Origin of the sequence: Helicobacter enhydrae (genome assembly GCF_001693335.1) — a bacterium.
GTDB classification, from domain to species: domain Bacteria; phylum Campylobacterota; class Campylobacteria; order Campylobacterales; family Helicobacteraceae; genus Helicobacter_G; species Helicobacter_G enhydrae.
In genome coordinates this window covers 1,549,218-1,562,918 of sequence record NZ_CP016503.1, presented here as the reverse complement: position 1 = coordinate 1,562,918, position 13,701 = coordinate 1,549,218, and the positions used below count along the sequence as shown (strand labels likewise).

Sequence of the window (13,701 nt, the reverse complement as noted above, 5' to 3'; positions counted from 1 at the left end):
TTTAGATTCTTAGAATCTCTTTACAATCTTTTAAAAACCATAAAAATACAAAACCCTCACTATTTCAATATAAGCACAAACAACTGCTGACCAAACCAACCTTGTAGAACCCAAAAAGATTCCAAGTCAATGTAATCTTGAACGAGCCTTGCTAATGCAATGCTGGGGTTATGGGGGTTGTTAAGGGGGATAAGGGGAACGATTGCTATAAGTTCCCCTTGCCCCCCTTAAGAGAGATGCTAGGGGATTCTAGAATTGTATAAAGGGTGCTTTGCTCAAGCCAACTTGAAAAGAAACTCCAAACCAAGCTTGAAAAACTAGAAAATGTGCTTTTGCAAAAGTAACTCAAAGAAAGAGAATCCTAGAGATTCTAAAATTGCCAAAAGGCGTAATCCCAACAACCCAACTTCAAAAAAGAAGCAACACACCAAAGACCAGAAATGTTATTCTTGATTTTGATACAATCCAATGGACTTTGGATCACAAAGTCAAGACAGGGGAGCTTTTGCTGAGAGGAAGTTTCACTTCGACCCTTAAAGAAGTCTGGTAATGCAGATTTTCAATTTCTTGCAAAAACTTCCTTTTTATTTTTTCAAAAAGGATTCTTCAATGTTAAATCAAAGTATAAACATCCCCATTCTTACGATTGCAGGTAGTGATTGCAGTGGTGGAGCTGGTATTCAAGCAGATTTGAAAACCTTTAGTGCTTATCATCTCTTTGGAATGAGCATAATTTTGAGCGTGGTGGCTGAAAATACAAAAAGGGTGATTAGTTGTGCGCATCTGCCTTCTAGTAGCGTAGATGAACAATTTCAAGCTGTTTTTGAAGACATTCCACCTAAAGCTGTCAAAATTGGTATGGTTGGCACCTGTGAGTTAATGGAATGCCTCAAGAATAATCTAGAACAATTCAAGCCTCAAAATATTGTTTTAGATCCTGTGATGTTTGCAAAAAATGGTTTTGCCCTAATGCCTACAGAGCATTGTGCATTCTTGCAAAAAACACTTGTGCCTTATGCTGATGTCCTTACCCCAAATATTCCTGAAGCTGAGTTTCTTTGTGGATTTACAATCACAGATGAGGCAACACGCAAAGATGCTTGCAGAGCTCTTTGTGATTTGGGGGCAAAGAGTGTTTTACTCAAAGGTGGTCATTTAAAAGAAAGTGCTGATGATTTGTTTTTTGATGGATTAGAATTTCATCTTTTAGAAGCAAAACGCATTGCGACAAAAAACACGCATGGCACAGGTTGCACACTAAGTTCAGCAATTGCAAGCAATCTTGCTTTGGGTAAAAATTTGCTAGAGAGTATCAAGGAGGCTAAAGAATATGTATATGGTGCAATTTTGCATTCTTTGAATCTTGGTAGTGGCTGTGGTCCTCTTAATCATTTCTATAGGAGGGCTTTATGATTGATAGGATTAGAACACGCAATCCTTTGGTGCATCATCTCACTAATTCTGTAACAATCAATGATTGTGCAAATGTAACTTTGGCTATGGGGGGAAGTCCTATGATGTCTGATTTTTTGGAGGAGCAAGAGGATTTTGCAAACATAGGTGATGCATTGGTTTTAAACACTGGCACACTCAATAAGAATCAAATTGCAATAATGCAAGAAGCGCTTAAGCAATATCATCAACTCAAAAAACCCATCATTTTAGATCCTGTTGCATTAGGCGTTTCAAAATCAAGAGATATGCTTAATTTCTTGCTTTTGGATTCAGAGGGTATAGGCATCATCAAAGGCAATGCTTCAGAGATTGCAAAGGTGATAGGGCTTGAGGGAAAAAGTCGTGGCACAGATAGCTTGGAAGTTGTGAGTGAAACATTTTTGGTCAAAGCACAGCAATATTGCCATCAAACAAAGCGAATCTTAGCTGTAACAGGAAAAATCGATTGGGTGATTTCAAAAAACAAGATTGCCAAAATCGAAAATGGCTCTCCTCTTGCTACCAAAATCACCGGTGCAGGTTGTATGTGTGCCTCACTTTGTGGTGTTTTTGCAGGTGGCAATGAGGATTTGTTTGAAAGTGCGATTTATGCGTTAGTAAGCTTTGGGATTGCAAGTGAATTGAGTGCTGTGCGCTCTGCCTTGTTAGGGGACTTTAGGACACATTTGCTTAATATCTTAAGTGTGTTTGATAATACCCTTTTTGAGCAGTATCAACGCTATGTCATCTTATAAGACTTGCCAAAGAGATTATAAAACTTTGGCTTGCATTTAAATATTTAAGGAGAAAATATGTTATTTGAAAGACTATTAAACGATAATGCAGAAATTTGGGAGGATTATATCCATCATCCTTTTGTGAAGCAACTTGGCAATCAAAGCTTGAAGCAAGAGAATTTTTTGTTCTATATCAAGCAAGATTATCTCTATCTTATCCAGTATGCAAAATGTGCGGCACGCCTTGCGATTAATGCAAGAAATATCCAAGAAATGCAATTTGCTTTTTATATTGCTCAATCTATTATTGAGGGCGAAACAACGGTGCATAAAAGCATCTTAACAAGCCACAAGTTAGATTTGAGAACTTTAGGCACTCAAGATGAAAGCCTTACTAATATTGCGTATTCAAGATATTTGCTAAGTATTGGCGAGAGTGGAGATTTTTTGGATTTGCTCATAGCTCTTAGCTCTTGTGCGATAGGCTATGCGGTTGTTGGCAGAGAATTATTCTCAAGTTTGCAGAATCTAGATGGGCATATTTATAAGGATTGGATTTTGTCCTATGCTTCAGAGGATTTTCAAAACTTTGCAAGGGAATATGAAGATTTGGTGAATGCTTTCACACCAGAAGTCACGCCAGAGAGATTCCAAAGATTGAGTGAAATTTTTGGCATTGCTACAAAATTAGAAAAGGCTTTTTGGCAACATGCCTTAGAGCTTAGGATGGATTAGGCTCAAGCGTGGTCACAACATAAACTAGCAAACAAAATCACCAAGAGAAACCTCCTCCAAACAATGATTTTCAAATCCATTGCATTTGGAAAATTAAGTGCTACAATGATTGCTATCAAGACAAAGTTGCCTATAGATTGCGATTGTTAGCACTTGTGGCTGATTGACAACACCCATTTCAAAGGAGAAAAAATGAAATTTTGTTTGAAAAAATGTTTGGTGAGTGTAGCTTGTGTTGGGCTTTTGAGCCATTTGTCCGCGGCGGAAACCAAAAGCGGAGCGTTTGTGGGGATAGGAGGAAGTATCAGTGGGATCCATATCAATCAACAATTAAAACTCAACCAGCTCAATCCCTCCGGAAACCAACAAAAGCTTGTCTATAGCGGTGGTTTGCTTTTGGGTTATCAGCATTATTTCAACCAAAACAATGCGTTGCAAACTCAAATCTTTGTCGGAAGTGGCTTCCCTGTGAAATATGTCGCCAAAGATTCTAGAGAAGATCAGAATCCTAGTGGTGGAAGCCACCAAGATAAGTATCAAGCATCTGAGTTGAGAACAGAAACAATCCCTATTGTCAAAACAAATGTTGAGATTGTCTATCTGCTTGATTTCCTCAATCAAGGAGAGCATACTTTGGGGCTAAATCTAGGAGGGGGCTATCAGCTTGATTTTTATCTAAGAAAGATGGTTTATTATGGTGAAATCCATGGGTTTAAAGGCGATTTGTTTTCCTCTAGTGCCAATTCGCTAACGCATACTTTTTATCCAAAAGTGGGCTTGCATTATTACTATGGCAGACACCAATTCAATGTGGATTACCATTTTGGAGGGATTTTGAGTGGCAAAGAAGTAGAGTTTGCCAATACCAAAAAGATCATTGAAAAATATTCGGCCTCATCTTTAAGCTATACGATCCAAACCATTCCCTCTTATGCTAGTTTTAGCTATAGCTATAGATTCTAAATGATGAGATGTGGGGGGGATCCACTGATGAAAGTGGGGGGAGTGTGGGGGCTACTGCCAACCCTTAGCGGTTTTTGAAACACAAAAAACGCGATAAACAAAGCCAATACTTAGCGATATTAGCAAGATTTTAAACACCCATTCGCTCTGTGTGTGCAGGCTTGCAAACTCTGGTGTTGCAGTCGCAGATGCCCCTTGGGCTTGGATAATCTTTGGGGTGTAATAAAGCGTAAAGAGAAAAATCAAAACGGCATTCACAGCATTGATGATCAAAGATAGGAGATGTGCTTTGGCAAAAAGAGCCAAAATCTCATAGACTACAATCACAATGCCTGCAAAATTCAAAAACACATTGAGCCTCAAAAACACTTGTGCCATCAAAATACCCAAATCATATTGCGTCACATCAAGACTGGGCAAAAAGCTATGGGCTTTGAAAATCACGGGTGCGACGAAAATCCCACAGGCTACAATCGCACCAATCGCAACCCCCACAACCCAAAGATAAACAACACTGCCAAACCAATAAAAAGAATTTTTCACAACAACACTCCTTTGAGGATTTAAGCCGCTATCCTAGCAAAATATCCTATTGTGCATTTAAATCTGAAGAGAAATATTGCACCTACCCCACCCCACGCCAAGCTTCACTGATTGCGAGCTATTACTTGATATTGATATGATAATTTTGCTTCAACAGGTGCAAAAATTTTGTATCGATATGGCTCCAATCCAAAGCCTGTCCTTGCTCTTTTTTGTCAAGAGAGATACTGATCTCTTTTTGTTTGCCAACCAACAAGTTCGCAAACTGCACAATCGCCTTTTGGATTTGAGAATCTTGAGTGACCGAAGAAGCGAGCACAAGGGCAAGAGTGGGGATGAGCTGATTGTATTCATTGCGAGAAATATTGCGATAGCCTTTTTGCTCTTTGACCACATCATAAAGCACTTGATCAAACTCTCCTGTATTTTCCAGCCCCATTGTGAGCCTCATAACATCGCCGACTTGACCATCAGAAGTCATCACATAAGCCCAAAAATTTTTGCCATTTGGAAGCTCTAGCTTACCTTGATAAACACCCCCAAACTCCAAAGCAAAATCAGGAGCTTGAAGCTGCCATTTTGCGTCCATTTGATAATCTTGAGATGTCTGCTTGTTGATTTTCCATCGCGTATGCACGGCAACCGGACTGATGAGTTTGGAATATTGAGCAAACTCTCTATTGATTTGAGTCTGTATCTCTGCAGAACCGACGATCTGTATCTCATTGCGTGCAAAATCATCAAGCTTGGCTGTTATGTTTTTGATCTCCACAACACCTTCGCTAGTTTGCATTTTCATTTTGGCATTTTTGCATTCGATATATACCAACCCCTTGCACTCAGTCGGAGAGATCTCCATCACGCCGATACTTGCAAAGCTTTGTTGGTATTTTTGCATTTGTTGATTGAGCAAAGCCTCGATCTCTCTTTTGAATCCATAAGATTTATACGCTACCAAACCACCCGCAACCACGATGATTGCAAGCCCGATTCCCAACCCCCATTTCATTATTTTTTTCTGCATTGACACTCCTTAGTATGTTGTTGAAGCACCTAATGACCAAAACAAGTCAATCGCTTCTGATAGTTTTTGTAATTAAAAGATTGAAAAGTATGCTCAAAATTACCACTCTGCCCCACACGGATTTCTTTTTTGAAAGAATAAGTGAAAGTTTTCAATGGCTTAATCATATTGAGCAACTCGTTGATTTTTTTGCCCTTTGGACGCAATATATCGATAGCAAACTCGCATTGTTTGATTGTGCGTTTCCCGATGTTTTGCACCTCTACATCGGCGAAAAACACGGGGGAATATTGCATCTGCTGGGCGTATTTATACTCAACTTGCACAGGATAAAAGATGTTTTTTTGCACATAATTGATGACAAATGGAATGCTCACAAAAATACAAAAAGCAATCAGCTTGAAAAACTGGGGGATGAAAAACCTCACATTACGCATCAAACAAGCCAAAAAATACACCAAAATCCAAACCAAAAAGCAGACAGTCAACAGGGCAAAATCAAACGCAGCAAACCTGCCAAAGACTGACAGAAATACATCGCGTCCTTCAAAAATCAATGTCCTCAAGGCTTCCAAATCATTTACCTACAGATGTGCTTTGCTTTCTTGATTTGCTATCCACCCAAATATTTGGGACAGCCCCACCCGGTGTCAAGAAAATCTGTGCGTCTTTATTGACTTTGAGGGCTTCGTTGAATTTGTTTTGGGTTTCGATCTGCCTAAGCTCCAAAAGAGGTCGAGTCAAGCTATCTGCAATCGCTTTGTTTGCCTTGCTTTGTGCGTTGGCTTCAATCAAAATCGCATCTGCTATCCCTTGAGCTTTGACACGATTGGCATCAGCCTCACCTTTGGCAAGAGCGGCTACTTTTTCTGCCTCTTGCTTCGCCCTCAATACCTCATATCTCACACGCTCAGATTCTTGGCGTGCGATTTGCACTTTTTCGATCTGCTCTCTGATATTGGTTGGCAAAACAATTTCACGCAACTGGACAGATTTGAGCGTGACAGGAGAATCTGGGAGCTTTGAAATCTCTTCTTGAATGTTTGCACTAATCATTTGAGCGATTTCATTGCGTTTGATAGGCAACTCCTCTGCAGGATAGCGTCCCACCACGCTACGCACCACATCTCTCACTACAGGATTGATGATTTTTTGCTCCCAAGATAAACCATAGGTTTCGATAGTCTTTGGCGTTGCATTTGCATTGAGTTGATATTGCACCGTGAGCTCAATGGAAACTGATAGCCCCCTTGAATCCATCACAGAAATAGCATCATTTCTAAAAATCCCTTGATTCTTACCTGCTACCCCCATATCCTCTGTGCGTGAGAAATTGATAATCCTCACACGCGTATCCACAACAATCACATTTTGCAAAATCGGCACAAAAAAATGAATACCCGGACGCAAAGGATTGGGATCATATTTCCCTGCAGTTACCTTGATACCCACTTCACCTGATTGGATCACCACAAATGGGCGTGCCAAAATCACAATCGCAATCATCACCACAACCCCAATCATCAAGAGAAACTTTTTGCCTCCAAAATCTTGTGGGATCTTTGAGCCGCCCACAGAATCTCGCTTGGGAGTTTGTGGATTGGGACGATCGCCCTGCCCATTTTGCTGCTTTTTCTTGAGATGTTCATTCAAATCAAATGCCATTGTTATTCCTTCCTGACTTCAAATTTTTGTGATTTTATCAAAACTCTACCAAGAATAATCAACTCCTCAATGAGCATTGATTGATTGCACATCGCTCAAATCGCCAAAAACACAAAAAACAACAATCAAAACAACACAACCACCAAAAGTTTTGCTAGAATTTTCTTTCACAAATCCCAAATTAATCTAGCCAAAAGGATTACAACGATGACTTCGTTTTTGTTTATCTCTCAAATTGTTCTAACCATATTTATCGTAATTCTTGTTTTGTTGCAAAAAAGCTCGGGTGGTGGGCTTATCAACTACAGCGGAAGCAATGAAAGCGTCTTTGGTGCCAAAGGAGCAAATGGGTTTCTTGCCAAAACTACGCTTTTGTTTGGCACACTCTTTTTGCTCAACACTATTGCTTTGAGCTATGCTTACACAAAAAAATCGCAATCAAGCATTATGCGTGATGTCCCCAAAAGCCTAGAATCTTCCACCATACCTCAAGCACCCAAGCTTCAAGACAAGCTCAACACACTCCAACCCAAAAAGGATTCATAATGCTCAACGAACTCTATGAACAAACCAAAAACTCTATGAACAAAACCATAGAATCACTCAAGAGGGATTTTTCAACTCTTAGAAGTGGCAAGGTCTCTATCAATATTCTAGATAACATTCGCATCGATTATTATGGCACTCCAACGCCCCTCAATCAGGTAGGATCAGTGATCGCCACAGATGCCACAACCATCCTTATCACGCCTTGGGAAAAGCCATTGCTCAAAGATATTGAAAAAGCAATCCAAGAAGCCAACATCGGGGTCAATCCAAACAACGATGGAGAAAATGTCAAATTGTTTTTCCCTCCAATGACACAGGAGCAAAGAAAAGAAATCGCAAAAGAAGCAAGAGCGATGGGTGAAAAAGCCAAAATCGCGATTCGCAACATACGCCAAGAAAGCAACAACTCCATCAAAAAATCTGAAAAAGACAAAACCATCACAGAGGATTTGAGCAAAAAAGGACAAGATGAGATTCAGAAATACACTGATGAGTTTGTCAAAAAAATCGATGAAGCCGTGAAACAAAAAGAAGAAGAAGTGATGAAGGTCTAACAATGGACATCAAACAAATCTACACAGACTGCAACGCCCTACTTGAGGGGCATTTTTTGCTCAGTAGCGGCAATCATTCCCAATACTATCTTCAATCCGCCAAAGTATTGGAAAATCCTGAAATTGCCTCCAAACTTGCTCAAGCTCTAGCAGAACAAATCCTTGCCTATGGTCTCAAGCCCGATGCTATCTGCTCCCCTGCACTTGGGGGGATTCTCGCAGGATATGAACTTGCCAAAGCTCTGGGTGTGCGTTTTATTTTCACGGAGAGGGTGAATGGCGTGATGACTTTGAGGCGTGGATTTGCAATCAAACCTCAAGAAAAGTTTCTCATCTGCGAAGACATCATCACAACAGGTGGCTCTGCCCTAGAATCTGCACATTGCATCCAAGAGCTTGGTGCGGAGATTGTGGGCTTTGCAGGACTTGCCAATCGCGGTTTTTGCAAACGAGTTGGCTCGACACTTGAGGGAAAACCCGAAGGGAAACTCCCTAGCAATCTCCCATTGTTTGCTTTGCAAGATTTTGTGTTTGAGATTTATGCACCTCATTCTTGCCCATTATGTGCCACAAGCACAGCAGTCAAACCCGGCAGTCGTGGCAACTAATCTCAAAACAACGCTCAAGGATTGCTACACACGCTTCAAAGCACTAGTGATTGATGTCTTTATGATTTACACTCCGATACTCTATATCGCCACTTATCTATTTTTGGGTGGCAAAGAAGCGTTTCAAAACAATCAAGTAGCGATTTTGATTTGCTTTTTGTTGTATGCTCTGATTGATTCTACTCTTTGTGCCACTTTGGGACAAACCCCCGGGATGCGTGCCCAAAACCTCGTTTTGCAAACCAAAACCCACACCAAAGTCTGCTTTTTTGTCTGTCTCTTGCGTTTTGTTCTCTGTTTTTTGAGTTTTGCTTTGCTGTTTGGATTTGTCTTTCCTTTTCTTAGAAATGATAGACAAACTTTTCACGACTGGCTCTGTCGCACACAAATCACCGACAAACCCCCTAATTTTCCCTCAAACCCATAGCACTTCGGCTAGATTTGAGATAAAATACATTATATTTATTTCAGTAACAAAAGGATATGTATGGAAGGACGCCTTTTCACTTTTGCAAGTTTGATTAGCACAAATCACAATTTTATCATTGCATTTCACACAATCTTGGTCGCAATCATTGTGTTGGTTTTTGCCAAACTTGCAACAAATCGATTGAATCTTGTCCCAACAGGACTACAAAATCTCTTTGAATTCGTGATTGAAGGGATCATCAGCATTGCAAGCGATGTGGTAAGCAGAGAAGTCGCAATCAAATACCTGCCACTCACAGGAACAATTGCTCTTTTTGTGTTTTTCTCCAATGTCATAGGGATTATTCCCGGTTTTGAATCACCCACTTCAAGCCTCAATTTCACTCTTGTTTTGGCTTTGGTGGTTTTTGTGTATTATCACTATGAGGGGATCAAAGCCAAAGGATTTGTGCATTATTTCGCACATTTTTTGGGACCCGTTCCACTCTTGGCTCCATTAATGCTCCCTGTTGAGATCATCTCTCATTTCTCACGCATTGTCTCGCTCTCTTTCCGTCTATTTGGGAACATCAAGGGTGATGATATGTTTTTGCTTGTGATGTTGATGTTGGCACCTTGGATTGCCCCACTTCCTGCATTTGCGATTTTGACATTGATGGCTTTTTTACAGGCGTTTGTTTTTATGATTCTCACTTATGTGTATATCGGAAGTGCTATTCGAGCAGAAGAGGATCTCTAATCCTCTCCTCTTTGAGTATCCAATCTTTTAATTTTTCAAATTTATTTCCCCCACTCAACACATAATCCGCACTTTCAAGATAGATCATCTCCCTTTGACTAAAAAGCTGATGTGCCTTTTGCACATCCCTAAACAACGGACGCGTATCATCGCCTTGTAATCTTTGGGCAATCACCTCAAAGCTCTCCTGCACGAAACACACCTTGCCATAAGTCCGCACGCTATGGAAAATGGGAGTCCCGCCTCCGCAATCTATCAGATGTGGCTTTTGCAATGTTTCAATCCCTCTAAGCACTTCAGCCTCTTGGGTGCGAAAAAACTCCTCTCCATAGCACTCAAAGATCTTGGCAATCGACATTCCTATCTTGTTTTGTATCTCATCATCAAGGCAATATATCGGGATCTGCAATGCCTCGCTCACCCTATTGCACAATGTGCTTTTGCCACTCCCCATAAATCCAATCAACAGATAATGCATTTACTGCAAAGTCACAATATAGCAATGCTTAGCGTCTTTGTCCTGCTGAATATCATAATCATATTGCCCATCCAAAGTCAGAATGACGCGGTAAAAAGTTTGGTGCGTATTAATCGTGATAGAAGAGAAAAAATGACTTTGTGTTTGAAACTCTTGTGTTAGCGTGTCTTTGCTTCGCGTAAAATCCAAGATGATTCTAAAAGGTTTGGGGAGAATGAAATTTTGTGTCAATTGATAAGGCGTGTGAATATGTATCTCTTTGTTTTTGATAACAAAACTGAAGTTTTTGTAATCATATTTTTGCTCTTTTTGCAAAATCTTGTCTTTGGCTGATCCATATAGTTGCGAGATACTGATAGGATAATGCCAATCAATCGTAGAATTTACAGGAATCTTTTGAATATCAATGCTCCCATCTAGTTTCTGATAGACAAACTGCACCTCTTTGAGGATCCTTGCGGTGCTTGGGAGCTGGACTTTAATGTCTTCCAAAAAATTTTTATTCTCGCCCTCTACACTTTGGGGAGTTGTTTTGGGAGTAATTTTCAACTCAAAAGGATCTTCGCGACCAAACAACCCACACACAATCATCAAAAACAAACACATTCTTATCATAGTCATTTCTTTTCCTCAAGATTTGGTTCCAATCCCTTAAGCTCAAAAATCACTTTTTGCAATTTCACATTTTGTGCCTGAAGCTGATTGACCTTTTGCTTCAAATACTGCTCTTGTTCCCGAAGTTCTTGCAAAATCTGACGCGAATAATTGCCATACAAAAGCTCCGTCGCATACCAACCAATCCAAAAAACCCCACACACAATAATCACAATACGCCAGCGTATGCGTATAAACCTAGATCTCCCACTTTGTTTTTGAAACGAAGCTTCTAGGGCTTCTTTTTCTTGTGATGTCATACAAAAATCTTCCCACCCAAATATTCACCACCGATTAGCTCACGCTCAATCTCTAGCAAACGATTGTATTTGGCGATACGCTCACTGCGTGCAGTGGCTCCTGTTTTGATTTGTGCAGTATTCAAACCCACTGCAAAATCTGCGATAAACACATCTTCACTCTCGCCACTTCTATGACTCATAATACATCGATAGTTATTTCTTTGTGCAAGTCTAATAGTCTGCATTGTTTGGCTGATCGTGCCGATTTGATTGGGCTTGATCAGAACCGCATTTGCCACCCCTTGATCGATCCCATCTTGCACAATTGTGTGATTGGTGACAAACAAATCATCTCCGACAAGTTGGATTTTGTCCCCAAGTCTATCTGTCATCTCTTTCCACCCTTTCCAATCATCCTCGCTCAAACCATCCTCTATCGAAACAATAGGATATTTTTGGCAAAGCATTTGATAATACTCGATCAGCTCACAAGAATCTAGCACCCGATTTTCCCCTCTAAGATGATACTTGCCCTCATCATCAATCAGCTCACTACTTGCAATATCAAGGGCGATGGCAATTTGCTCTTGTGGCTTATATCCTGCCAACTCAATAGATTTCAAAATAGCTTCAATCGGCTCTTGATTGTCTTTGAAATTTGGAGCAAACCCTCCTTCATCACCAATGGCTGTGCTTTGCCCCATATCTATCAATAGCTTCTTGAGGTGCTGGTAGATTTCAGCACTCGCACGCAAAGCTTCTGCAAAAGTTTCAAAGCCCAATGGCATAATCATATATTCTTGAAAATCCACATTGTTATCAGCGTGACTTCCGCCATTGATGATATTGAGCATTGGAGTGGGCAACACACTTGCGTTTGCACCACCCAAATAACGATATAGTGGCATTCCCAAACTCACAGCACTTGCCCTCGCGACAGCCATACTCACACCCAAAGTCGCATTAGCACCCAAAAACGCATAGTTGCTACTTCCATCAAGTGCTTTTAAAATCGCATCAATTTTGTTCTGCTCATAAGGGTTTTTGCCGATCAAAGCGTCTTTGATTGCGTGATTGACACTTCCACAAGCCTGTAATACACCTTTGCCCAAAAAGCGTCCCAAATCTTTATCCCTAAGCTCTAGAGCCTCTCTTTTGCCTGTGCTTGCTCCACTTGGGACAATCGCACTCCCCCTTGCCCCATCGCTAAGCACAACTTCTGCTTTTAGAGTTGGATTGCCACGACTATCTAAAACCTCAAAAGCCTCAACATTGATAATTGATGTCATTTTCACTCCTCGTTTGGTTCAGCAGGTAAAGGAAGTATTTCTTCCACCACTCCAATTTGCTCCTTGATTTTTGAAATGATTTCTTCGCTTATGTTTTCGTTTTCTTTCAAAAACACTTTTGCATTTTCTCTTCCTTGCCCAAGCTTGGTCGCACCATAGCTTAGCCAAGCTCCACTTTTGTCAATGATATCAAGCTTGATTCCATAATCGATGATCTCACCCTCTTTGCTAATCCCCTCGCCAAACATAATATCAAACTCCGCCTCTCTAAAAGGAGGGGCGACTTTGTTTTTGACAACTTTGGCTTTGGCACGATTACCGATTTGCTGTTCGTTCTGCTTGAGTGTGGCAATACGCCTAATATCAATCCTCACACTAGCATAAAACTTGAGAGCATTCCCACCTGTTGTGGTTTCAGGGCTTCCATACCCCATCATTCCGATTTTCATTCGAATCTGATTGATAAAAATAAGCGTAGCATTCATTTTGTGCAACACGCCTGTGATCTTTCTCAACGCGTGGCTCATTAACCTTGCTTGCAAACCGACATGCTGATCTCCCATATCTCCATCGATTTCAGCTTTGGGCGTGAGAGCTGCCACAGAGTCAATCACGACAAGATCCACCGCTCCACTGCGTGTCAATGTTTCCAAAATCTCCAACGCCTGTTCCCCGTGATCAGGTTGAGAAACCAAAAGGTTTTCAGTATCCACGCCCAAGCGTTTTGCATAATACACATCAAGTGCGTGTTCTGCGTCGATAAAAGCACAAATCCCGCCATTTCTTTGGCATTCTGCGATAATCTGCAAACTCAATGTTGTTTTACCACTTGACTCTGGACCATAGATCTCTATGATTCTGCCTTTGGGGATCCCGCCAATCCCCAAAGCCATATCAAGCCCCAAAGAACCTGTAGAAATACACTCGATTTTTTCCACTTGTTTATCACCCAAACGCACCAAAGCCCCTTTCCCAAAAGCTTTATCTACTTGCTTGAGTGCCAACTCGATTGCTTTTTTGCGTTGTTCATCTATTGCCATATCCATTCCTTAGATTAA

Annotated in this window: 18 protein-coding genes; 9 read left to right on the top strand and 9 right to left on the bottom strand. The window is 40.7% G+C overall.

Translation table 11 applies throughout. The annotated features are described in order from the left end of the window. Window positions 1-609: 609 nt before the first annotated feature. The 4 genes from thiD to BBW65_RS07565 all read left to right on the top strand — a co-directional run bounded on the left by thiD (window position 610) and on the right by BBW65_RS07565 (window position 3,869). A complete protein-coding gene (gene thiD, locus BBW65_RS07580; protein ID WP_066341882.1) occupies window positions 610-1,413 on the top strand; it encodes a bifunctional hydroxymethylpyrimidine kinase/phosphomethylpyrimidine kinase in 804 nt (267 codons plus the stop codon). Next, complete coding sequence (thiM, locus tag BBW65_RS07575) at window positions 1,410-2,189, top strand: hydroxyethylthiazole kinase (RefSeq protein ID WP_066341644.1); 780 nt, start codon at window positions 1,410-1,412, stop codon at window positions 2,187-2,189. The genes thiD and thiM overlap by 4 nt, the downstream gene beginning before the upstream one ends. 57 nt (window positions 2,190-2,246) lie before the next feature. Continuing rightward, on the top strand, window positions 2,247-2,906 hold the full coding sequence (tenA, locus tag BBW65_RS07570; protein WP_066341642.1) for a thiaminase II: 660 nt from the start codon (window positions 2,247-2,249) through the stop codon (window positions 2,904-2,906). Between the two features lie 192 nt (window positions 2,907-3,098). Next, on the top strand, window positions 3,099-3,869 hold the full coding sequence (locus tag BBW65_RS07565; protein WP_066341639.1) for a hypothetical protein: 771 nt from the start codon (window positions 3,099-3,101) through the stop codon (window positions 3,867-3,869). A 51-nt stretch (window positions 3,870-3,920) separates the two neighbouring features. Here the strand turns inward: BBW65_RS07565 and BBW65_RS07560 are convergent, their stop codons facing one another. From BBW65_RS07560 to BBW65_RS07545, 4 genes are all read right to left on the bottom strand, one after another. Further along, complete coding sequence (locus BBW65_RS07560) at window positions 3,921-4,412, bottom strand: DUF4149 domain-containing protein (protein ID WP_066341638.1); 492 nt, start codon at window positions 4,410-4,412, stop codon at window positions 3,921-3,923. A gap of 121 nt (window positions 4,413-4,533) precedes the next feature. Next, window positions 4,534-5,436, bottom strand: a complete 903-nt coding sequence (locus BBW65_RS07555) for a hypothetical protein (protein WP_066341636.1) — start codon at window positions 5,434-5,436, stop codon at window positions 4,534-4,536. Window positions 5,437-5,465: 29 nt separating this feature from the next. Continuing rightward, window positions 5,466-6,011: a DUF2393 family protein gene (locus BBW65_RS07550; protein ID WP_066341634.1), complete on the bottom strand. Its 546-nt coding sequence runs from the start codon at window positions 6,009-6,011 to the stop codon at window positions 5,466-5,468. Between the two features lies 1 nt (window position 6,012). Continuing rightward, entirely contained in the window at window positions 6,013-7,101 is a 1,089-nt protein-coding gene (locus BBW65_RS07545; RefSeq protein WP_066341633.1) for a prohibitin family protein, read from the bottom strand. Between the two features lie 84 nt (window positions 7,102-7,185). Here BBW65_RS07545 and secG point away from each other — a divergent pair, with 84 nt between their 5' ends. The 5 genes from secG to BBW65_RS07520 are packed head-to-tail and all read left to right on the top strand — an operon-like array spanning window position 7,186 to window position 9,980. Next, window positions 7,186-7,647 (top strand): preprotein translocase subunit SecG, encoded by a 462-nt coding sequence (gene secG / locus BBW65_RS07540; RefSeq protein WP_407645225.1) that lies wholly within the window; start codon window positions 7,186-7,188, stop codon window positions 7,645-7,647. Further along, entirely contained in the window at window positions 7,647-8,204 is a 558-nt protein-coding gene (gene frr, locus BBW65_RS07535; RefSeq protein ID WP_066341631.1) for a ribosome recycling factor, read from the top strand. The genes secG and frr overlap by 1 nt, the downstream gene beginning before the upstream one ends. Window positions 8,205-8,206: 2 nt before the next feature. Then, on the top strand, window positions 8,207-8,812 hold the full coding sequence (gene pyrE / locus BBW65_RS07530) for an orotate phosphoribosyltransferase (protein WP_066341629.1): 606 nt from the start codon (window positions 8,207-8,209) through the stop codon (window positions 8,810-8,812). Then, window positions 8,745-9,239 (top strand): RDD family protein, encoded by a 495-nt coding sequence (locus tag BBW65_RS07525; RefSeq protein WP_083986155.1) that lies wholly within the window; start codon window positions 8,745-8,747, stop codon window positions 9,237-9,239. The genes pyrE and BBW65_RS07525 overlap by 68 nt, the downstream gene beginning before the upstream one ends. 60 nt (window positions 9,240-9,299) lie before the next feature. Further along, window positions 9,300-9,980: a F0F1 ATP synthase subunit A gene (locus BBW65_RS07520; protein ID WP_066341624.1), complete on the top strand. Its 681-nt coding sequence runs from the start codon at window positions 9,300-9,302 to the stop codon at window positions 9,978-9,980. Here BBW65_RS07520 and BBW65_RS07515 read toward each other — a convergent pair. The 5 genes from BBW65_RS07515 to recA are packed head-to-tail and all read right to left on the bottom strand — an operon-like array spanning window position 9,955 to window position 13,683. Next, window positions 9,955-10,458, bottom strand: a complete 504-nt coding sequence (locus BBW65_RS07515) for a shikimate kinase (RefSeq protein ID WP_066341622.1) — start codon at window positions 10,456-10,458, stop codon at window positions 9,955-9,957. The two genes, BBW65_RS07520 and BBW65_RS07515, sit on opposite strands and share 26 nt — an antisense overlap. Beyond that, on the bottom strand, window positions 10,459-11,079 hold the full coding sequence (locus tag BBW65_RS07510) for an AMIN domain-containing protein (RefSeq protein WP_066341620.1): 621 nt from the start codon (window positions 11,077-11,079) through the stop codon (window positions 10,459-10,461). After that, on the bottom strand, window positions 11,076-11,372 hold the full coding sequence (locus BBW65_RS07505) for a hypothetical protein (protein WP_083986153.1): 297 nt from the start codon (window positions 11,370-11,372) through the stop codon (window positions 11,076-11,078). Before BBW65_RS07505 ends, BBW65_RS07510 begins: the two co-directional genes overlap by 4 nt. Continuing rightward, a complete protein-coding gene (gene eno, locus BBW65_RS07500) occupies window positions 11,369-12,643 on the bottom strand; it encodes a phosphopyruvate hydratase (protein ID WP_066341618.1) in 1,275 nt (424 codons plus the stop codon). Before eno ends, BBW65_RS07505 begins: the two co-directional genes overlap by 4 nt. A 2-nt stretch (window positions 12,644-12,645) precedes the next feature. Next, window positions 12,646-13,683, bottom strand: a complete 1,038-nt coding sequence (recA, locus tag BBW65_RS07495) for a recombinase RecA (protein WP_066341616.1) — start codon at window positions 13,681-13,683, stop codon at window positions 12,646-12,648. Window positions 13,684-13,701 lie beyond the last annotated feature (18 nt).